This is a genomic window from Clostridium sp. LBM24168, assembly GCF_052953915.1.
The window spans coordinates 582,985-603,330 of record NZ_CP196861.1; the positions used below are offsets into that span (position 1 = coordinate 582,985).

The following is a 20,346-nucleotide window of genomic DNA, read 5'->3' on the forward strand; positions in this document are numbered from 1 at the left end:
GCGTAAAAGTTTATTGAAAGGAGCATCTGCTATGACAGATGATGACAGGAAAAAAATAAGAGAGTTAAGGCAGAAGGGCATGGGATATAAAAAGATTGCAGTACTTTTAGGACTGTCAAGAGACAGTGTCAGAGGATTCTGCAGGCGCAACGGATTAGGAGGAAACTCATGCGTGGTTGCACTTAATGTAGAAGAAAAATTAAAAAGGAATCTGCTCTGTGCCTGCTGCGGAAAACCTATTAAGCAGAAAAGTCAGGGAAGAACAAGGAGATTCTGTTCTGAAGCATGCAGAAGAAAATGGTGGAAGGAGCACCAGAGTGAAAGAAATAAAAATCCTTCCTCTGTTTACAAATACATCTGTGCGTATTGTGGAAAGGAATTCAGAGTTTATGGCAATAAGAAACGAAAATACTGCAGCCATAACTGTTATATAAAAGATAGATTCTGGGGTGATGAAATTGGAATTTAAAAAGTTGAACATAGATTCGCTTATACCTGCTGAATATAACCCAAGGAAGAAACTTAAACCAGGAGACAGTGAATTTGAAAAAATAAAGAACAGTATCAGTGAGTTCGGATATGTCGATCCTGTTATTGTTAACAGTGATCTGACTGTAATCGGCGGTCATCAGAGGATATCGGTGTTAAAGACACTTGGATTCACCGAGATTGACTGTGTGATTGTTGATATTGATAAGACTAAAGAAAAGGCGCTGAATATTGCTCTTAATAAAATCAGCGGGGAATGGAATAAGGAATTACTTGCTGACCTTATAAAGGATTTGCAGAGTCTGGACTATGATACATCTTTTACTGGCTTTGATCCTCCTGAGATTGATGAACTCTTTAATGAAATTTATCCTGAAGGTGTGGAAAAAGATGGATTTGACGAACCGCCTCCGGAAACACCTATTACAAAACAGGGAGACATATGGCTGCTTGGCAGACACCGTTTAATCTGTGGTGACAGTACAGAACTTGAAACCTATGAAAAACTTATGGAAGGGAAGAAAGCAAATCTGGTTGTAACAGATCCCCCATATAATGTTGCCTATGAAGGAATTGCTGGTAAAATCCAAAATGACAATATGGAAGATAAAAAGTTCTATAATTTTCTGCTTCATGCCTACAGGGGTATGTACGAGAACCTTGCAGACGGTGGTTCAATTTATGTATTTCATGCTGACCGGGAAACTGTGAATTTTAGAACAGCATTTAAAAATGCAGGATTTTTCTGCCATCAGACCTGTATATGGGTAAAAAATTCTCCGGTTCTTGGAAGATGTGATTATCAATATAATCACGAACCGGTACTTGTAGGCTGGAAGCCTACTGCGGGGCATAAATTTTACGGAGACAGAAAACAGAGAACTACCTGGAATTTTGACAGACCTAAAAAATCAAAGTACCATCCAACAATGAAGCCTATAGCTTTAGTGGCTTATCCAATAACCAATTCAAGTCTGACTAATTCTATAGTTCTTGATCCTTTTGGGGGCAGTGGATCCACTCTCATTGCCTGCGAACAGACAGATAGAATTTGTTATATCATTGAAGTTGATGAAAAGTATGTGGATGTTATTGTCAAAAGATATATTGAGCAAGCAGCTACTGATGAGGGTGTATCTTTATTAAGAAATGGAGAAAAAATTACTTATAAAGATATTCAGAAAAAGTGAATAAAACCCTTGATATATATGTGTTTTAGAGTGATATATAGTATAACAAAAAACACACTTTGAAAGGGGAAAACAAAATGCAAGAAGAATTAAGAAGGCTTACCAAAGATGGAGAATTCAAATTTTACAATGGAACTAAAGCAGAAAACAAAGAAAAGGCATTGAAGCTTATGAAAACAGCACAAAAAAGTGGTTGCCAGGGTTATAAGATTTATTCAAACAGCTTTGGATACATTGTGAGATTGGAGGGTTAAGCTTGAAGAATCAAACAATCGGCGTGGAAATTGAAATGACAGGAATAACCAGGGAAAAAGCCGCTGAAGTTGTTTCAGAATTTCTTAAAGGAAAAATCAGAAGAATATATGACAGCTACGATACTTACAAGGTAACAGCACAAAACAGCAGAGTTTGGAAAATAATGAGTGATGCTAGTATCCGGACAATGAAAAATGAAAAAGGAACGCTTGTTCCGGCAGACAGAAGCTACAGCGTGGAACTTGTAACACCTATTCTAAAGTATGATAAGGATATAGAAACTCTGCAGGAACTTATAAGAAAACTACGACATATAGGTGCAGTCAGCGAAAGCAGGCTTAAATGCGGTATTCACATTCACATAGGAGCAGAGAAGCATACTCCCGGTACATTAAAGAATTTGGTTAACCTCATGGCTTCAAAGGAAGATTTAATTTACAAAAGCCTTGAAATTGATCCGGAAAGAGTCAGATACTGCAAGAAGATCAATGAGGATTTGATTGAAACCATAAATATAAAAAATTCCAAGACTTTAAAAGAACTTGCCGATATCTGGTACAGCGGCTATGGCGTTGAAAGCAGGGAACGCCATTACCATACTAGCAGGTATCACGGCCTTAACCTTCACAGTACTTTTACCAGAGGTACCATTGAATTCAGACTTTTTAACGGAACTATGCACGCAGGAAAAATCAGAAGTTACATTGTTTTCTGCCTGGCAGTAAGCCATCAAGCATTAGTCCAGAAGAGGGCGATGGCGAAACGCACACATACGGACAATGAAAAGTACACCTTCAGGTGCTGGCTTTTAAGACTCGGGCTTATAGGTGATGAATTTAAAAACTGCAGACGACATCTTATGAAATCACTTGACGGGAATTCAGCCTGGAGAAATCCAAAAGCTGCCTGAAACTAAATTGTTGCAAAGGAGAAATGAGAAAATGCCGGAAAAAACTAAACTTTATGGTGCCTACGGTTCAAATATGAATCTGAAACAGATGAACTGCAGGTGTCCAAAAGCTAAGGTTGTAGGAAATGGAACACTCGAAGGGTATAAACTGACCTTCAGAGGAAAATATAAGGGAGTCGCAAACATTGAACCCTGCGGTGATAAATCAGTGCCTGTGGTTTTATGGGAAATAACCGGAGATTGTGAAAGAGCACTTGATCTGTATGAGGGTTTCCCAAACCTTTATATCAAAAAACAGATTAAAGTGAAGTTGGGACATAAATCAAAAGGAGCCATGTTTTATGTTATGGCAGATGAATATGCAGATGTGCCGGCGGCTCCTACAGAATACTATTTTGGAGTAATTGCCAGAGGATACTCTGACAACAAAATTGATTTGAAAACTCTTGAGATTGCGTATTCAGAATGTTTATCTGAACTAAGAGGAGGCAGCTATGGATAAATTTTTTACACAGGAAACCTGCGACAGGTGCGGAGGTTTCTTAGATAAAGGTAGAATAATGTCAATGCTCAATACAGAGTGCATCTGCTTGGCCTGCTCTGAAAAGGAAAAGAAGGATAAGGATTATGATAAGGCAGTAAAAGCTGACCATGAAGAAATCAAAAAAGGTAATTATAACTACAAAGGTATAAGAGGTTAATTGAAAATGATGAGTGAAAAGATTGCAGGGCAGATTTTATCAATAAGAGACGATGGAAAGTACAATATGTTTGATATCGTTAATATTCATAAGGAAGCTTATAACAGGAAATTTTATGAACTGGCATATTTCTTAGAAGAGCATGAGCAGGAGTATTCAAATTTCATATTAAACGGGCAGAAATAAGATTGGTTTTATAGGAGCTTACAAAGAAAGTATGCTCTTTTCTTATGATGAATTTTAAAGATTGGGGGTGAAACCTATGGCACAGAGGGGAAGAAAACCAAAGCCAACTCTTATAAAACAGCTTGAAGGCAATCCGGGGAAAAGACCGCTTAATGAATTTGAGCCAAAGCCTGAAAAAAGAGCACCGAAATGCCCAACCTGGCTGGATAAAGAAGCTAAAAAAGAGTGGAGAAGGACGGCAAAACAGCTTGAGAAACTTGGAGTGCTGACAGAAGTTGATATGGCGGCTTTTGCAGGATACTGCGAGGCTTATGCACGCTGGAGAGAGGCAGAGGAATTCATATCAAGACACGGAACTATTATAAAAACACCAAGCGGATATTGGCAGCAGGTGCCGCAGGTATCTATTGCCCAGACCTATCTTAAAATTATGATTAAGTTCTGTGAACAGTTTGGACTTACGCCTTCCTCAAGGAGCAGGATTGTTGCAGATAAAGGAAATGATGAGGTTAATGATCCTATGGAAATTATGCTGAGAGAAGTGGTGAAATAGATGTATGATGAAGTAAAAGCACTGCGAACGGTAAATTTCATAAAATGTCTCAGACACACAAAAGGACAGTGGAGAGGGGTGCCTTTTGATCTGCTTCCCTGGCAGGATAAAATAATCAGAGATGTATTTGGTAATGTCAAAGAAAATGGGTATCGTCAGTATAATACTGCTTATATAGAGATCCCAAAGAAAAATGGAAAAAGTGAGCTTGCAGCAGCAGTGGCACTTTATATGACCTGCGGAGATAATGAATGGGGAGCTGAGGTTTATGGGTGTGCGTCTGACAGGCAGCAGGCATCAATCGTATTTGATGTGGCAGTAGATATGATTGATCAGTGTCCAGCTCTTAAGAAAAGAATAAAACCGATAATGTCAGTAAAAAGACTGATATACAAACCTACAAATAGCTTCTACCAGGTACTGTCAGCTGAAGCCTATACAAAACACGGTCTCAATGTCCATGCAGTTGTTTTTGATGAACTCCATGCTCAGCCTAACAGGGATCTATTTGACGTTATGACAAAAGGCTCGGGAGATGCAAGGCTTCAGCCGTTGTTTTTTCTCATAACTACTGCAGGTACGGACAGAAATTCCATATGTTTTGAACAGCACCAAAAGGCACTGGATATAATAGAGGGCAGGAAAATAGACGCAACTTTTTATCCGGTTATTTATGGCATAGGTGATAGTGATGACTGGGGTGATGAGAAGAACTGGTATAAAGCCAATCCTTCTCTTGATCACACCATTGATATAGAAAAAGTCAGAAATGCCTATAACAGTGCAAAAGAAAACCCTGCTGAGGAAAACATATTTCGTCAGCTAAGACTGAATCAGTGGGTGAAGCAGTCAACCCGCTGGATGCAGATGGATAAATGGGACGAATGTGATTTTGATGTGGATATGGATTTGCTGAGAGGCAGAGAATGTTACGGAGGACTTGATCTTTCAAGTACTACTGATATTACTGCTTTTGTTTTGGTATTCCCGCCAAGAACAACAGATGAAAAATATATAGTTTTACCATTCTTTTGGATACCAGATGACAATTTAAAGTTAAGAGTAAGAAGGGATCATGTACCTTATGATGTGTGGGAAAAGCAAGGTCATATAAAGACTACCGAAGGCAATGTGGTCCATTATGGATTCATAGAAACCTTTATTGAACAACTCGGTAAAAAGTATAACATTAAAGAAATAGCTTTTGACAGGTGGGGAGCTGTGCAGATGGTACAGAACCTTGATGGTATGGGATTTACAGTAATTCCTTTCGGACAAGGATATAAGGATATGTCTCCATCTTCCAAGGAATTAATGAAGTTAACACTAGAGAAGAAAATAGCACATGGAGGAAATCCGGTGCTTAGGTGGATGATGGATAACATATATGTTAAAACTGACCCGGCAGGAAATATAAAGCCTGATAAAGAAAAAAGCACAGAAAAAATTGATGGTGTAGTGGCACTTGTTATGGCATTGGACAGAGCAATAAGAAACCAAGGTAGTTGTGGCAGTGTTTATGATGATAGAGGAATTTTAATTTTGTAACTAATTGTTAATATATGATATAATATGAATTATTATATCATATATTAACACATAACAAATTAGTATGGAGGTAATTATGGCATCTATTGGGATAAGGGTTACACCAAATGAAATATTTTATTCTATTGTTGATGAAAATGATGATGAATATGAAATCATCAGTATTTCAAACATTAAAATTCCAAGGGCATTAGATGCTCCTTGTAAATTAAGTTATATAAGAAATACGATTGCTACAATCATTAAACAATATAAAATTACTAATGCAGGGATAAAGTTAATTGAAGGGAATGCCAGAGCTTCAGTTAATTCAAGTATTCTTTTTAGGATAAATTTGGAGGGCGTAATTTTAGAATTGTTTGCTAATAGCACTATACAAAAATATTTATTGGGACTTGCTTCTAGTATTGCTTCTATCTTAAAGATAAAAGCAAAACCGGTTAAGGAAATGTCAGAAGATTTAGGTATAGATGATTCTTATAAAACAGATAATGGTAAGAAATTAAATGAGCAAAATATAGAATCCTTAGTTGTTGCCATAGCAGCATTAAATCAGAGGTGATAAACATGAAATATACTAAAACTAATCTTGATTTTGAATTCATAAAACCTATTGGTAATAATGAAGGTAAAAATTCAGAAGTTTTTTTAGCAAAAGATGTACAGCTTGATGCAGAACTTGTAGTGAAGAAAATAAAAATTTCAGCATTTAAAAATATTGATGAATATTTTTTGGAAGCAAAAATGTTATATGATAATAAGCACCCAAATATTATGGAAATTCAATGGGCTTCAAAAGATGACAACTTTATTTATTTGTCCATGCCATTTCTTAAAAAAGGATCTTTAAATTCTTTAATTGATAAAAGATATTTATCTGTACGTGAGATAATAAAATATTCATTAGATCTATTAAGTGGTGTTGCATATATTCATTCAAAAGGATTGATTCACTTAGATATAAAACCAACTAATATATTGTTAGATCAATCAAATAGGGCAATTTTAACTGATTTTGGATTATCAAGATATTTAGATAAAAATGGCATAGCAGATCAACCATGTAATTATATACCACATATAGATCCAGAGTGGTTTTTAAATTCAGGAAGAACTGTATTATCAGATATTTATCAAATAGGGTTGACACTTTATAGGCTATGTAATGGCAATAGTATTTTAAAACAGCAATTATCACAATTAAATGTTGTTTCTAATGATAAATTAAAAGAAGTAATATTAAGTGAAAAGTATCCAGATAGAAGTTATTTTTTACCACATATTCCTGTTAAATTAAGAAAAATCATTAAAAAAGCATTGGATATAGATACAAATAAGAGATATAATAATGTTATAGAGATGATGAATGATTTAAGTGAAATAGATGAAAATCTTGACTGGCAATTTACGAATAAGCCTAATAAATTGTACTGTTTACATAAAGGCAATAATAATATATCTATAAGTACGAAAAACGTAAATGATAAAGTTGATATAGTGTGTACCAAGACTAACTTGACATCAGGAAAAATTACTAAAATGAATAATTACTGTAGTGAAGGTTATAATACAGATAAATCAGTACAAAAAGAAATAGCAACAATTATTAAAAAAAATAATTAATTTAAAGAAGGGAGTGGTTTGCTTATGAAAAAAATAATAAAAAGACAGAATAGATTAAGCAGAGAAGTCTTAACAAACCCATTCCCGAATAAAACATTGAAAGAGCGATTAATACGTTCAAAAGCAATAGATTATAAAGAAAATTGTACTATAGAGAATTTAAAAAATGGGTATATGCAGATTTCGCCAAAAGATAAAAATAAATTAGTAAAATACTAGTATTATTAGCATCTGTTAAACAGGTGCTTTTTTCATACCCATTTTTAGGAGGTAAATATTAATGAAAATACCGATACTATCCAGGCTGTGGGAATCCAGAGCAGGTCCCCAAAACAGCTTTTGGCGGAGTACCTGCAGCTTTTTCTTTGGTAGTACCACAAGCGGCAAAACAGTAAACGAAAGAACTGCAATGCAGACTACAGCAGTTTATGCCTGTGTCAGAATACTTTCTGAAACCATAGCTTCACTGCCGCTTCATACCTACAGACATACTGAAAATGGTAAGGAAAAAGCAACAGAACATTCCATATATCATCTTCTTGCAGATGAACCAAACCCTGAGATGACATCGTTTGTGTTTAGAGAAACACTTACGGGTCATCTTTTATTATGGGGAAATGCTTATGCACAGATTATTCGCGATGGCAGAGGAAAAGTAATTGCTCTTTATCCTCTGCTGCCGGATAAAATGACAGTGGACAGAAATGATAAGGGAGAAATTTACTATATTTATAATAAAGAAGGGAAGCTTTATTCACTGAGATCTGATGAAGTTTTGCATATTCCCGGACTTGGATTTGACGGATTAATCGGATATTCTCCAATAGCCATGGCTAAAAATGCGATTGGTATGGCTATAGCGACGGAGGAATATGGTGCTAAGTTCTTTTCAAACGGTGCAAACCCAGGAGGTGTACTTGAGCATCCTGGTATAGTAAAAGATCCCGCAAGAGTGAGAGAAAGCTGGAACAGTGTATATCAGGGAAGCAGTAACTCACACAGAGTTGCAGTTCTTGAAGAAGGTATGAAATTTCAGAGCATAGGTATCCCACCGGAGCAGGCACAGTTTTTAGAAACCAGGAAATTTCAGACAGAGGAAATCTGCAGAATTTTCAGAGTCCCTCCGCATCTGGTGGCCAATTTAGATAAAGCAACTTTCAGCAACATAGAGCATCAGTCAATTAGTTTTGTTGTCCATACTATAAGACCCTGGCTGGTGAGAATAGAGCAGTCAATTAATAAAGCCCTGTTTACTGAAAGTGAAAAAAGGGAGTATTTTGTAAGTTTTGTAGTGGAAGGACTGCTGAGGGGTGATTATGCTTCCAGGATGCAGGGCTATGCAATAGGAATTCAAAACGGGTTTTTAAGTCCAAATGACGTCAGGACTTTGGAGAATATGAATACTATTGAAAATGGAGATATATATGCCATGAATGGCAATATGCTTAAACTTGAAGATGTCGGGGCATATATAAAAGGGAAAAAATGGAGGAAAGAAAATGAAACGTAAATTTTGGAACTGGGTAAAAAATGAAGAAAGCAGAACGCTTTATTTTGATGGATATATTGCACAGGACAGCTGGTTTGATGATGACATTACTCCAAGGCAGTTTAAGGATGAACTTACAGCTTCTGATGGAGACATAACAGTATGGCTTAATTCTCCGGGAGGAGATGTTTTTGCCGCAAATCAGATTTACACAATGCTAAAGGAATACAAGGGTAAGATAACAGTGAAAATTGATGGAATAGCAGCCAGCGCGGCATCAGTTATTGCTATGGCAGGAAGTGAAATATTAATGTCACCGGTAGCAATGATGATGATTCATAATGTGCGTCCAGATAGGACGTTACTAACAATAGACTAATGGTGTCTATCTCTCAAAATTGCGAGAGTGTCAACCTATCTAACCGAAAGGCGAAAGCTGAAACGGGAACATAGCATGATAGAAAAGCGGTGAGTTACTCAAAGGCTAAAGAGTACGACTGAACTGCAATGACAAGAGAATATGAGGTTTAACCTGTAATTTGGTGAATGTGAGGTTTGAGTGTCCGTTATCATAGGAATAAGGAAATTAGTCTGTTACCTTATATGAGAAAATTTAACAATAGGGTTGTGGTTGTTAAAGCAATTAATATTTCTCATCACGAGCAAGAGAACTTGTGTTAAAAAGCCTAAAGCAAAACCGACAATTCTCATTACCAATTAGTAACGTTAACTGGAGATAACCTAAATTGAAATGTTTATTTAAACTATGGCAACAGTGCCTGAATATTCAACAAGGTTACGGAGTTCCCATAGTAGTCTGAGGTAGGTAGTGCCTACTACAAATAACATAAATCGTTATATGGCGAAGGGGAACAGTTTGTACAATCCAACAATTAACAAATGAAAGAGAGGAGAAACCTCAATGAAACCAACATTTGAAATTTTGGAACGGATTAATAAAAGTTCTAATAACCACAAAGACGGTGTATTTACTAGAGTATATCGTTACTTACTAAGAGAAGATGTTTACTTTACTGCTTACAAAAATCTTTACTCTAATAATGGAGCTTTAACAAAAGGTATAGATAATGATACTGCTGATGGCTTCAGTGTTGAGTATATCAATAAAATTATTGATGAACTCAAAAAATTAACTTATAAACCGAAATCAGTACGTAGAACTTACATTGAAAAGAAAAACAAAAATAGCAAACGACCGTTAGGAATACCGTCTTTTAGAGATAAATTAGTGCAAGATGTGATAAGACAAGTATTAGAAGCTATTTATGAACCATTATTTAATAATTTATCCCATGGTTTTAGACCTAATAGGAGTTGTCATACAGCACTAAAACAAATAACTAAAGGATTTAATGGCATTAAATGGTTTATTGAAGGCGACATTAAAGGTTGCTTTGATAATATTGACCATAAAATTCTTTTAGATATTTTATCTGAAAAAATAAAAGACAGCAGATTCCTTAACTTAATCCGAAAATTCTTAAAAGCAGGTTATTTAGAAAATTGGACATATCACAATACTTATAGTGGCACACCGCAAGGTGGTATTTTATCTCCCATACTTGCTAATATTTATTTGAATGAATTAGATAAAAAAGTAGCAGAAATAAAAGAGAGTTTTGATAAACCTGCAAAGCGAACAATGACTAATGAATATAACAAAATAAGATGGCAAATACAAAAAATTCAAAAGGCATTAAAAAAAGAGCCAACAGAGCTTTGTCGCAGTCAATTAGTCAAAAAATTAAGGGCGTTTAAAACTGAACTAAGAAAAACGCCTTGCAAAGACCAATCGGATAAGGTTATAAAATATGTTCGTTATGCCGATGACTGTGCGCCACGAAGGCGCTTCCAGGAAACCCAAAGGGTTACCTGAAGATAGCTATGCTATACAAATGATGGTGGTAGGCCCACCGAAATCGCCATACAGGTGGAGATTTCAAACTACCCTAAGATGCTGTAGTCAAAAGCTATGGTATTAAGCGCTAGGGAAAAGGCAGTACATAACTGTCAAGTGGGTGCTAAAGAGATGAATGACCATATGAACCACTTATGAAAGTGTCGAAAGCGTATAGATTCCATCAAAACTAGGGGGTAGTCGTTAACCTAGGATAAGTCTAGAGGAAACCTGTTTACCGATTAGGCGGTGGACGGCATAAAGGTGGCATGACTTTAGCATAGGCGTTTGTATGGAACGTGGGAACCCACGGCTCGATGTTAAGAGAGTATTTCAAGCGGAAGAACCGTAAGAAAAGAGTATCAATGCGAGTATGGGGACAGATTGAGTCATAGTAGTAATGAAGCTTCTGTAATGGAGGTGGAGCGAAGGACTTCAAGTTATTCAGTTTCGAGAATAAGTCAACTTTGAAAGGAGGAGGAACTTATGCAAGAAACAAAGCCGTTTAATATCTCTAAAAGAGCTGTATTTACAGCCTACAAGAAAGTGAAAGCAAACAAAGGAACATATGGAGTTGATGAACAATCCATAGAAGATTTTGAAAAGAACTTAAAGAATAATCTCTATAAAATATGGAATAGGATGTCATCAGGAAGTTATTTTCCTAAATCTGTTAAAGCTGTAGCAATTCCAAAGAAGAATGGTGGAACCAGAATATTGGGTATTCCTACTGTTGAAGATAGAATTGCACAGATGGTAGCAAAATTATACTTTGAACCACAAGTAGAGGCTATATTTTACAAGGATTCTTACGGATACAGACCAAATAAATCAGCAATACAAGCATTACAGGTCACTAGAATGAGGTGTTGGAGGAAAAACTGGGTTCTTGAATTTGACATTAAAGGCCTATTTGATAACATTAGGCATGATATTTTAATAAAAATGGTAAAGAAGCACACTCAAAAAGAATGGGTTATTTTATACATTTAGAGGTGGTTGACTGCACCATTTCGAATGAAAGATGGAGCAATAGTTCCGAGAAATTCTGGTACACCGCAAGGTGGTGTCATTAGCCCAGTACTTGCAAATCTTTTCCTACATTATGTATTTGATGATTTTATGGTGAAAGAATTCAAAACGATTCCTTGGGCCAGATATGCTGATGATGCAGTAGCACACTGTGTATCCTTGAAGCAAGCAAAATATCTACAGAGAAGAGTGCAGGCAAGGTTTGAACAATATGGATTACAGTTAAATCTTGAGAAAACAAGAATTGTATACTGTAAAGATGATGATAGAAAAGGAGATTATCCTAATATATCATTTAATTTTCTTGGGTACACATTTAAACCGAGAGGTGCCAAGAACAAATATGGTAGATATTTTACAAGCTTTTTACCTGCGATAGCAGAAAAGGCAAAGAAAGCAATTCGCAAGGAAGTAAGGGAATGGAAACTGCAACTTAAGGTAGACAAGGATTTGTGGGATATATCGAATATGTTTAATAGACAGATACAGGGATGGATTAACTATTACACACATTTCTATAAATCTGAAATGTATGGAGTACTTAGATATATCAATGGATGCTTAGTTAAATGGGTTCGTAGGAAATACAAGAAACGAAAACATAGAAGGAAAGCAGAGTATTGGTTAGGAAGTATTGCACTAAGAGATAGAAAATTGTTTGCACAGTGGAAATTAGGGATATTACCAACGACTGAATAATGGGAGCCGTATGAGCTGAGAGGTTCACGTACGGTTCTGAAAGAAACTAAGGGGGAAGTTCCCTTGGTTTACTTACTTTATTATTGGAGTAAATGGAACAAAAGAAGATTGTTTGCAAATTAAGCAACAGCTTAAAGAATTTTTATCAGACAAACTTAACCTGGAATTAAGTGAAGAAAAAACAAAAATAACACATAGTTCTGATAATGCTAGATTTTTAGGTTATGACATAAATATTAGACGCAACGCACAATGTAAACGCAGAAGCGATGGCATTATACAAAGAACTTTAAATAATACAGTTGAATTATTAATTCCACTTAAAGAAAAAGTTGAAAAATTTATGTTTGATAAAAACATAGTAAGAATAAGTAAAAGTGGTGAATTAGAACCGAAACACAGAAATAATATTTTAGGAAATACTGACCTTGAGATTGTAAGTACATACAATTCAGAAACAAGAGGTATTTGCAATTATTATAATTTAGCAAGTAATTTTGATAGCCTTAAATATTTCACATATTTAATGGAATACAGTTGTGCAAAAACACTTGCAAGAAAGCATCAGATGTCAATGTCAAAAATTATTAGAATTCATAAAAATGGTAAAACATGGGGCATAAAATATGAAACCAAGAAAGGTGAAAGTTTTATGTCAATTGTAAAGTTTACTAATTTACAGTGTGCTAATAAAAAATATGAAGATATTGATGTAGTTAAAACTGTAATCTTTGGCTTTAACTCCTTTGAAAAGAGGTTAAAAGCAAATAAATGCGAAATATGTGGAACAGAACAAGGTAAATTTGAACTACATCACGTAAACAAGCTAAAAAATCTTAAAGGTAAGGAATTGTGGGAAAGGATAATGATTTCACGACAAAGAAAAACATTAGTCGTTTGCAAACAATGTCATTATCAAATACACAACAAAAAAATTTCTGTGGAAAATCCGTCAATAGTATAAATGGAAAGCTGTATACATTGAGAGGTGTACGTACAGTTTGGAGGGGGGTCTGTGTAAACCTACTATAGTGATATGGCAAGGCGACATTTTCCTACCCTACCCTTCTACAGTTATTTTTGGAGAATCATCAGATCTTCAAAATGGAATGGATATGCTGTCAGAGGTAAAGGAGAGCATAATAAATGCCTATGAACAAAAGACAGGCCTTCCGAGGGCAAAAATATCAAAGATGATGGATGCTGAAACCTGGTTCAGTTCTAAGAAAGCAGTGGAGCTTGGTTTTGCAGATGAAGTTCTGTACGGTGATGCTGAGAAAGATGTAACTAACGGTTTTATATTTGACAAGGTCACTGTCACCAACACATTGATGAGGAAAATACCGAAGGTAAAACAAATGCAGTCTGCGGCAGAAACAGGTACGCAGCATGGGCAGCTTCTTAAAAGACTTGAACTTCTAAAATATTAGATCAGGAGGAATATATATGAATAAAATATTGGAACTCAGAGAAAAGAGAGCTAAATTGTGGGACAGTACAAAGGCTTTTCTGGACAGCAGGAGAAATGAAAGCGGATTATTATCAGCAGAAGATACTGCCGCATACGAAAAGATGGAGACTGATGTTGTAAACCTGGGAAAGGAAATAGACAGGCTGGAAAGACAGGCAGCACTGGATCTGGAACTTTCAAAAGCAACTTCAAGTGCAATCAGGAACAATCCCGGTGGAAACATTTCCGGAGAAAAGACAGGAAGGGCATCAGATGAGTATAAAAGTGCTTTCTGGAAAACCATGAGAAATAAGAGCAGCTTTGATATTCAGAATGCCCTGCAGGTTGGAACTGACAGTGAAGGAGGTTTCCTTGCACCGGACGAGTTTGAAAAAACACTTATTGAAAGCTTGGAAGAACAGAACATATTCAGGCAGCTTGCAAATATAATCACCACATCATCGGGGGATAAGAAAATCCCTGTGGTCGCATCTAAGGGAACCGCATCCTGGGTGGATGAAGAAGGAGCTATTCCGGAATCAGATGATGCATTTTCACAGGTATCAATAGGAGCATATAAACTGGCCACTATGATTAAGGTTTCCGAGGAACTTCTTAATGACAGTGTTTTTAATTTAGAGAATTATATAGCAAAAGAGTTTGCGAGGAGAATCGGTGCTAAAGAAGAAGAAAGCTTCTTCACAGGTGATGGCACGGGAAAGCCTACAGGAATATTTAACGGGACAGGCGGAGGAGAACTCGGGGTCACAGCATCAAGTGCGGCAGCTATAACTCTGGATGAGATTATGGATTTATTCTACTCACTTAAATCTCCCTATAGAAAAAATGCTGTATTTTTAATGAATGACTCAACTGTTAAATCTATAAGAAAACTTAAAGACGGAAACGGCCAGTACATCTGGCAGCCTTCTGTTACAGCACAGCAGCCCGATACCATACTCAACAGACCTGTAAAGACATCTGCCTATGTGCCTGCAATAGGATCGGGTGCAAAAATTATAGCTTTTGGTGATCTCAGTTACTACTGGGTGGCAGACAGGCAGGGAAGATCCTTCCAGAGATTAAATGAACTCTATGCAGCAACAGGACAGATTGGATTTAAGGCGGCACAAAGAGTTGACGGAAAGCTGATACTTCCTGAAGCCGTTAAGATTTTGCAGATGAAAGCGTAGGTGAGATTAAATGAGTAATGTAAAAAATTATGCAGAGCAGGGTGGAGACAAATGGATTGTAGGCGGCGTTCTTGAGATCAAAGATGGCGGTGAGATTAAGATTGATGGAACACAACTTACCAGAGCAGATTCACAATCTGATAGTACTGCCGCAGATATAGCTGGACTTAAAGATGATTTTAACGCACTTCTTACAAAATTGAAAAATGCCGGACTTATGTCATAAAACTAAGCAGAAGATTAAATCGGAGGTGGGTGTATGGTAATTTCACTTGAAGAGGCAAAACTTTATCTGAGAGTTGAGGGTGATGAGGAAGATACACTCATCACCGATTTTATAACTGCTTCAGAAGAAATCTGCGAGGGAATATTAAGGTATCCGCTGTCAGAACTTGATACAGTACCGGATACAGTGAAGCAGGCTGTTTTAGTTGCTGCAGCTAATATGTATGAAAAGCGGGAGAGCTTTGAGGTAAAAGAGATTCTTGATATCATGACAAGACTTCTGTTTTCCTATAGGAAGGAAAGCTGGTGAAACTGTGGTTATAGGTGATTTAAGGCATAGAATAACACTTCAAAAATTTATTACCGAAGTTAATGAAAATGGATTTGAGACTGAAGTCTGGCAGAATTATAAAACAGTATGGGCATCGGTTTCAAGTTTATCAGGAAAAGAATACTACCAGGCAGCGGCAGTCCAGGTAGAGAAAACTGTTAAATTTACTATAAGGTATTTATACGGTATATCCAGTGATATGAGGATACTATTTGAAGGTAAACAGTACAATATAACTTCTATTGATAATATCAAATACAAAAATAGATTTATAGAAATAAAGGCTCTGGAGGTGGAGAAAAGTGGCTGATATAGAACTCAAAGGAGTGGATGAAATACTAAATAAGCTCAACCAGATGGGTACAAATATCACAAGGCTTGAAAACAAGGCACTGAAAAATGCCGCAGAGCCTGTACTTGAAGATGCAAAGGTCACAAATGCATTTAATGACAGGAGCGGCAGGCTGAGAAAAGGACTTAAAATAAGTGGTGTGAAAAAGAAAGAAGGAGTTAAATATATCCTTGTAGGTGTGGATAAAAGTGATAATTCGAAGATATTCTACGGTAAATTTTTAGAATTCGGAACTTCAAAAATATCTGCAAGACCGTTTCTGCAGCCGGCCTATGAAAAAAATAAGGAGGAAATACAGAAAACTATAGCTGAAACCTTGAAGGAGGGTTTGAAGTGATAAACAGTCTGATACTTCAGGCTTTGAAATCCTTGAATGTTCCTGTTTCATTTCAGAAATATAACGGCAGGGAAAATACCTATATAACCTTTTTCAGCTATCTGGAGCAGGGTGAGCAGTATGCTGACAATGAAGAAAAAGCCGCAGGTTATTATATTCAGATAGATGTCTGGAGTAAAAATGATTATACAGAACTTGCAGAAAGGGTAAAAAGTCATATGAAAGCCGCAGGGTTTATAAGAACTTCTGCGGCTGATTTATTTGAGAAGGATACAAAAATATATCATAAAGCATTAAGATTTTTCTATTTAGATTGATCAAAGGGAGGAAATAATATATGCCTCAGGTGGTAAACAGTGCTCCTGTGGGAGTGGAAAATTTAGTATATGCAGTTTTGACAGATGAAACAGCGGTAACTTACGGAATACCGGATTTAATTTCACCGGCAATAAATGTGAAGATAAGCCCGAAGAGTAATTCGGACACCCTATATGCAGATGACAGGGCAGTTGAGACAGTATCCAGCATGGGAGAAGTGGAAGTTGAAATTGAAACTCAGGATCTGCCTTTGGAGGTACAGGCAGTACTTTTAGGTCATAGTTTGGATGAAACGACAAAGGTGATGAGTTACTCAGCTGATGACATGGCACCTTATGCAGCTATTGGATTCAAGATAAAAAAGGCGAACGGCAGGTACAGGTATGTCTGGCTTCTCAAGGGTAAATTCAGCGAACCGGAGGAAGAACATTCGACTCAGGAGGACAAGACCAATTTTCAGACGCCAAAACTTAAAGGCGTTTTTCTCACAAGGGCGGACGGCAGGTGGAAGTATACTGCCGATGAGGACAGCGGATTTACAGGAGGAGATACCTGGTTTACCAATGTTTATAAGCCGTCAGCTTAATATAAAAGGAGGGACAAATTGTGGAAATATCATTAAATGACAAGATTTATGTAATGCCCAGGGTGAAAACAAGAATGCTCAGAAGAGCCATAGAAATAAATGAAAATACAGACTTTAATAATCTGAAAACAAAGGATCTGGACGGTCTGGTTGATTTTGTAGTTGAACTTTACGGGAATAAATTCGGGAGAGATGATTTTTATGATGGTCTGGATGCTGATAAACTTATAGAGACTCTTAACAGCAGTATAAACGGAATAGTGGGGAATCTGGGAAAGAAATTAAATGAGTTCCCAAACAAGTAGGCGGAGGAGCAGAAGAAAAGCTTTCTCCGCTTGATTTTATAAAGGAGATATATTCGAAACTTCTGGAGCAGGGATGGATGCTAAATGATATTGATGAAACGGACATATTCTTCTATTTTGATATCTTGATTTACAGGGCGGACAAAGAATATAAAAAGAATCTAAATGATGTTTTGAATATATTGTAGACAGGTGGTGAGAGAGTATGGCTGAAGAACTCGGAAGTCTGGCTGTAAAAATAGGACTGGATTCGAGTGGATTTCAAAATGGTATAAGCAGTATCAACAGAAATCTCAGAGTGCTTGACAGTGAATTTAAAGCAAATACTGCAGCACTTGGAGAAAATTCAAAGGGACTTGAAGGACTCAGGCTAAAATTACAAAGCATTTCAAAACAATTGGAGCTTCAGAAACAGAGAGTAACTGTTCTTGATCAGGCCTATACTAAAAGTGCACAGACTAAAGGCAGAGACAGCAGGGCAACCCAGGAACTTGAAATAAAACTCAACAGGGCTAAACAGTCTCTCTCACAAATGGAAGGAGAACTCTCAAGAACAAATAAAGAAATAGAGGTTCAGAGCAGCAGGTGGACAGCCTTGGGTAAAAGTCTTGACGGAGTGGGAAATAAAATGAAATCCATAGGTGACGGACTGACAGGTGCAGGATCTAAACTTTCCCTTGCAGTAACCGCCCCCATTGCTGCCGCAGGAGCTGCAAGTATAAGGCTTGCCTCAGACACAGCCGAGAGCATGAATAAAGTTGAAGTTGCATTTGGAAGCGTCAGTCAAAGAGTAAAAAACTGGTCGGATACCACTTTAAAAAGCTACGGCATAGCAAAGGGTACTGCACTTGATATGTCCGCTCTCTATGGGGATATGGCAACAAGTATGGGACTAAATCAGAGGGAAGCCGCAAAAATGTCCATGTCTCTTGTTGGACTTGCAGGTGACCTGTCCAGTTTCAAAAATATAGATATAAAGCAGGCTGAAGAAGCTTTAAACGGAATATTTACGGGAGAAACAGAGAGCCTGAAAATGCTGGGTATAGTTATGACAGATACGAATCTGCAGCAGTATGCTTATTCAAAAGGAATACAGAAGAAAACACAGGATATGACCGAAGCAGAAAAGGTACAGCTCAGGTATAACTATGTCATGGATAAGACAAAAAATTCACATGGAGATTTTGAACGTACCAGTGCAGGTACTGCCAACCAGATGAGAGTATTTCAGGAGAGTTTAAAAGAACTGGGTGCTACAATGGGACAGAATATACTCCCTATAATAACTCCTATAATTGCCAGGTTAAATGAATGGGTACAGGCATTTGGAAAATTGGATCAGGGTTATCAGAGAATAATACTTGTCATAGGGGCAGTGATTGCTGCAATAGGTCCGGCTCTGGTTGGAATCGGAAGTGTGGTAAGAGCTATGGGAGATATATCTACAGCAATAGGAAAGGTGTCAACTGCAGCAGGAAAATTAGGCGGTATGTCTAAGATCTTAGGAATGGTGTTTAATCCCTGGGTTATTGGCATAGGCCTTGCCATATTTGCAGGATACGAAATATACAAGCACTGGGATGTTATTTCACAGGGAGCTACTCAGCTTTGGAATAATCTTACCGCTGTTTTTGAAAATATCAAAATGTCTGTATCCGGTGTCTGGGAAAATGTAAAAACTGCTACACTTACTGCCTGGGAAACTTTAAAAAATACAGTAAGCAGCGGCCTTAACAGTATAAAAAGCTTTTTAGAACCTGCCTTAAATTTTTACAGGACAATATTTCAGAATACCTGGGATATTATAAAAAATGTTGTTTTAGGGGCAGTTCTTATAATCATTGATATAGTTACCGGAAACTTTACAAAGTTAAAATCTGATACAGAGCATATATGGACAAATATAAAAACAGCTTTAACAAATATATGGGAAACTATAAAAAATACTGCAGCAAATGCCTGGACCAGACTTAAAGAATCTGTGACAGGCTTGTGCAGCAGTATAAAAGAAACTGTGCTTAACATATGGAATTCTGTACTGTCCTGGTTTTCAGGACTGCCCGGGAAGCTTTATAATTATGGCTCAAGTATGTTTACCAGAATGAGAGATGGAGTTAAAAGCACCATAGGAAGTGTCAGAAGTTCCATAGAAGGGGGGATAAACAGTGCATTAAGTTATCTGGCAGGTTTACCGGGCAGAGCCTGGAGCTATGGAGTGGATTTTGTAAATGGTATCGTTAACGGCATAAGATCTGCCATAGGCAGGGTTGAAGATGCGGTAAGCGCGCTGGCTGCTAAAATAAGAAGCTATCTTCACTTTTCAGTTCCGGATGAAGGTCCTCTTACCGATTACGAAAGCTGGATGCCGGACTTTATGAAAGGACTGGCAGAGGGAATAAATAGGAGCAGGTACCTTGTTTCTGATGCTGTAAACAGACTGTCACTTGACATGAAAGTAAGTCCCCAAGTGTCAGAAATACCGATATCCCATAATTATAGCAATAGTTCAGAAAAAAAAGGAAATATGAGCAGCAAAAACGGACTTACCCTATATATAGAAAACTTTAATAATTACACTGAAAAAGATATAGAGCAGCTTGCCTATGAACTTGAATTTTACAGGCAGAAAACTGCCCTGGGAAAAGGAGGAGTTTAA

Annotated in this window: 26 protein-coding genes and 2 pseudogenes; all 28 read left to right on the plus strand. The window is 37.0% G+C overall.

Going from position 1 to position 20,346, the window contains the following annotated elements; translation table 11 throughout:
- The first annotated feature begins 31 nt into the window (after positions 1 to 31).
- A complete protein-coding gene (locus ACSVC9_RS02845) occupies positions 32 to 469 on the plus strand; it encodes a helix-turn-helix domain-containing protein (protein WP_446898874.1) in 438 nt (145 codons plus the stop codon).
- On the plus strand, positions 459 to 1,679 hold the full coding sequence (locus ACSVC9_RS02850) for a site-specific DNA-methyltransferase (RefSeq protein ID WP_446898875.1): 1,221 nt from the start codon (positions 459 to 461) through the stop codon (positions 1,677 to 1,679). Before ACSVC9_RS02845 ends, ACSVC9_RS02850 begins: the two co-directional genes overlap by 11 nt.
- Positions 1,680 to 1,756: 77 nt before the next feature.
- Positions 1,757 to 1,933 (plus strand): hypothetical protein, encoded by a 177-nt coding sequence (locus tag ACSVC9_RS02855; protein WP_446898876.1) that lies wholly within the window; start codon positions 1,757 to 1,759, stop codon positions 1,931 to 1,933.
- A 2-nt stretch (positions 1,934 to 1,935) separates the two neighbouring features.
- Positions 1,936 to 2,844 carry an amidoligase family protein gene (locus tag ACSVC9_RS02860; RefSeq protein WP_446898877.1) on the plus strand — a complete coding sequence of 303 codons (909 nt, stop codon included), beginning with the start codon at positions 1,936 to 1,938 and terminating at the stop codon, positions 2,842 to 2,844.
- 31 nt (positions 2,845 to 2,875) lie between these two features.
- A complete protein-coding gene (locus ACSVC9_RS02865) occupies positions 2,876 to 3,346 on the plus strand; it encodes a gamma-glutamylcyclotransferase family protein (protein ID WP_446898878.1) in 471 nt (156 codons plus the stop codon).
- The gene (locus tag ACSVC9_RS02870) at positions 3,339 to 3,545 is read left to right on the plus strand and encodes a gamma-glutamylcyclotransferase (RefSeq protein ID WP_195603669.1); all 207 of its coding nucleotides are present in this window, start codon (positions 3,339 to 3,341) and stop codon (positions 3,543 to 3,545) included. The genes ACSVC9_RS02865 and ACSVC9_RS02870 overlap by 8 nt, the downstream gene beginning before the upstream one ends.
- 6 nt (positions 3,546 to 3,551) lie before the next feature.
- Positions 3,552 to 3,731 carry a DUF5049 domain-containing protein gene (locus ACSVC9_RS02875; RefSeq protein WP_446898879.1) on the plus strand — a complete coding sequence of 60 codons (180 nt, stop codon included), beginning with the start codon at positions 3,552 to 3,554 and terminating at the stop codon, positions 3,729 to 3,731.
- Between the two features lie 76 nt (positions 3,732 to 3,807).
- On the plus strand, positions 3,808 to 4,284 hold the full coding sequence (locus ACSVC9_RS02880) for a phage terminase small subunit P27 family (protein WP_446898880.1): 477 nt from the start codon (positions 3,808 to 3,810) through the stop codon (positions 4,282 to 4,284).
- On the plus strand, positions 4,285 to 5,832 hold the full coding sequence (locus tag ACSVC9_RS02885; protein ID WP_446898881.1) for a terminase large subunit: 1,548 nt from the start codon (positions 4,285 to 4,287) through the stop codon (positions 5,830 to 5,832).
- Positions 5,833 to 5,908: 76 nt separating this feature from the next.
- A complete protein-coding gene (locus ACSVC9_RS02890; RefSeq protein WP_195603666.1) occupies positions 5,909 to 6,394 on the plus strand; it encodes a hypothetical protein in 486 nt (161 codons plus the stop codon).
- Between the two features lie 5 nt (positions 6,395 to 6,399).
- On the plus strand, positions 6,400 to 7,455 hold the full coding sequence (locus ACSVC9_RS02895; RefSeq protein ID WP_195603665.1) for a serine/threonine-protein kinase: 1,056 nt from the start codon (positions 6,400 to 6,402) through the stop codon (positions 7,453 to 7,455).
- An 18-nt stretch (positions 7,456 to 7,473) separates the two neighbouring features.
- Positions 7,474 to 7,674, plus strand: coding sequence for a hypothetical protein (locus ACSVC9_RS02900; protein WP_446898882.1), 201 nt, complete (start codon positions 7,474 to 7,476; stop codon positions 7,672 to 7,674).
- Positions 7,675 to 7,735: 61 nt separating this feature from the next.
- A complete protein-coding gene (locus tag ACSVC9_RS02905) occupies positions 7,736 to 8,965 on the plus strand; it encodes a phage portal protein (protein WP_446898883.1) in 1,230 nt (409 codons plus the stop codon).
- A pseudogene (locus ACSVC9_RS02910) lies at positions 8,955 to 9,287 on the plus strand (ATP-dependent Clp protease proteolytic subunit); the annotation flags it as partial. The gene ACSVC9_RS02905 and the pseudogene ACSVC9_RS02910, both read left to right, overlap by 11 nt.
- 579 nt (positions 9,288 to 9,866) lie before the next feature.
- A complete protein-coding gene (locus ACSVC9_RS02915) occupies positions 9,867 to 10,841 on the plus strand; it encodes a reverse transcriptase domain-containing protein (protein WP_446898884.1) in 975 nt (324 codons plus the stop codon).
- Positions 10,842 to 11,504: 663 nt separating this feature from the next.
- Positions 11,505 to 12,152: pseudogene (locus ACSVC9_RS02920) on the plus strand (reverse transcriptase domain-containing protein); the annotation flags it as partial.
- A 192-nt stretch (positions 12,153 to 12,344) separates the two neighbouring features.
- The gene (locus tag ACSVC9_RS02925) at positions 12,345 to 12,593 is read left to right on the plus strand and encodes a group II intron maturase-specific domain-containing protein (RefSeq protein ID WP_446899786.1); all 249 of its coding nucleotides are present in this window, start codon (positions 12,345 to 12,347) and stop codon (positions 12,591 to 12,593) included.
- 112 nt (positions 12,594 to 12,705) lie between these two features.
- Positions 12,706 to 13,557, plus strand: a complete 852-nt coding sequence (locus tag ACSVC9_RS02930; protein ID WP_446898885.1) for an HNH endonuclease — start codon at positions 12,706 to 12,708, stop codon at positions 13,555 to 13,557.
- Positions 13,558 to 13,594: 37 nt separating this feature from the next.
- Positions 13,595 to 14,023 (plus strand): ATP-dependent Clp protease proteolytic subunit, encoded by a 429-nt coding sequence (locus ACSVC9_RS02935; protein ID WP_446898886.1) that lies wholly within the window; start codon positions 13,595 to 13,597, stop codon positions 14,021 to 14,023.
- Between the two features lie 16 nt (positions 14,024 to 14,039).
- On the plus strand, positions 14,040 to 15,236 hold the full coding sequence (locus ACSVC9_RS02940; protein WP_039652116.1) for a phage major capsid protein: 1,197 nt from the start codon (positions 14,040 to 14,042) through the stop codon (positions 15,234 to 15,236).
- Positions 15,237 to 15,246: 10 nt separating this feature from the next.
- Positions 15,247 to 15,462 (plus strand): head fiber protein, encoded by a 216-nt coding sequence (locus ACSVC9_RS02945; protein ID WP_039652117.1) that lies wholly within the window; start codon positions 15,247 to 15,249, stop codon positions 15,460 to 15,462.
- A gap of 33 nt (positions 15,463 to 15,495) precedes the next feature.
- On the plus strand, positions 15,496 to 15,771 hold the full coding sequence (locus ACSVC9_RS02950) for a head-tail connector protein (protein WP_039652118.1): 276 nt from the start codon (positions 15,496 to 15,498) through the stop codon (positions 15,769 to 15,771).
- Between the two features lie 4 nt (positions 15,772 to 15,775).
- Positions 15,776 to 16,102 carry a phage head closure protein gene (locus ACSVC9_RS02955; protein WP_446898887.1) on the plus strand — a complete coding sequence of 109 codons (327 nt, stop codon included), beginning with the start codon at positions 15,776 to 15,778 and terminating at the stop codon, positions 16,100 to 16,102.
- Positions 16,095 to 16,481 carry an HK97-gp10 family putative phage morphogenesis protein gene (locus tag ACSVC9_RS02960; RefSeq protein ID WP_446898888.1) on the plus strand — a complete coding sequence of 129 codons (387 nt, stop codon included), beginning with the start codon at positions 16,095 to 16,097 and terminating at the stop codon, positions 16,479 to 16,481. Before ACSVC9_RS02955 ends, ACSVC9_RS02960 begins: the two co-directional genes overlap by 8 nt.
- Complete coding sequence (locus tag ACSVC9_RS02965) at positions 16,478 to 16,798, plus strand: hypothetical protein (RefSeq protein WP_179978015.1); 321 nt, start codon at positions 16,478 to 16,480, stop codon at positions 16,796 to 16,798. Before ACSVC9_RS02960 ends, ACSVC9_RS02965 begins: the two co-directional genes overlap by 4 nt.
- Positions 16,799 to 16,818: 20 nt before the next feature.
- Positions 16,819 to 17,385 (plus strand): major tail protein, encoded by a 567-nt coding sequence (locus ACSVC9_RS02970; protein ID WP_179978014.1) that lies wholly within the window; start codon positions 16,819 to 16,821, stop codon positions 17,383 to 17,385.
- A 20-nt stretch (positions 17,386 to 17,405) separates the two neighbouring features.
- Entirely contained in the window at positions 17,406 to 17,690 is a 285-nt protein-coding gene (gene gpG / locus ACSVC9_RS02975) for a phage tail assembly chaperone G (RefSeq protein WP_179978013.1), read from the plus strand.
- A 205-nt stretch (positions 17,691 to 17,895) separates the two neighbouring features.
- Positions 17,896 to 20,346 carry a phage tail tape measure protein gene (locus tag ACSVC9_RS02980; protein WP_446898889.1) on the plus strand — a complete coding sequence of 817 codons (2,451 nt, stop codon included), beginning with the start codon at positions 17,896 to 17,898 and terminating at the stop codon, positions 20,344 to 20,346.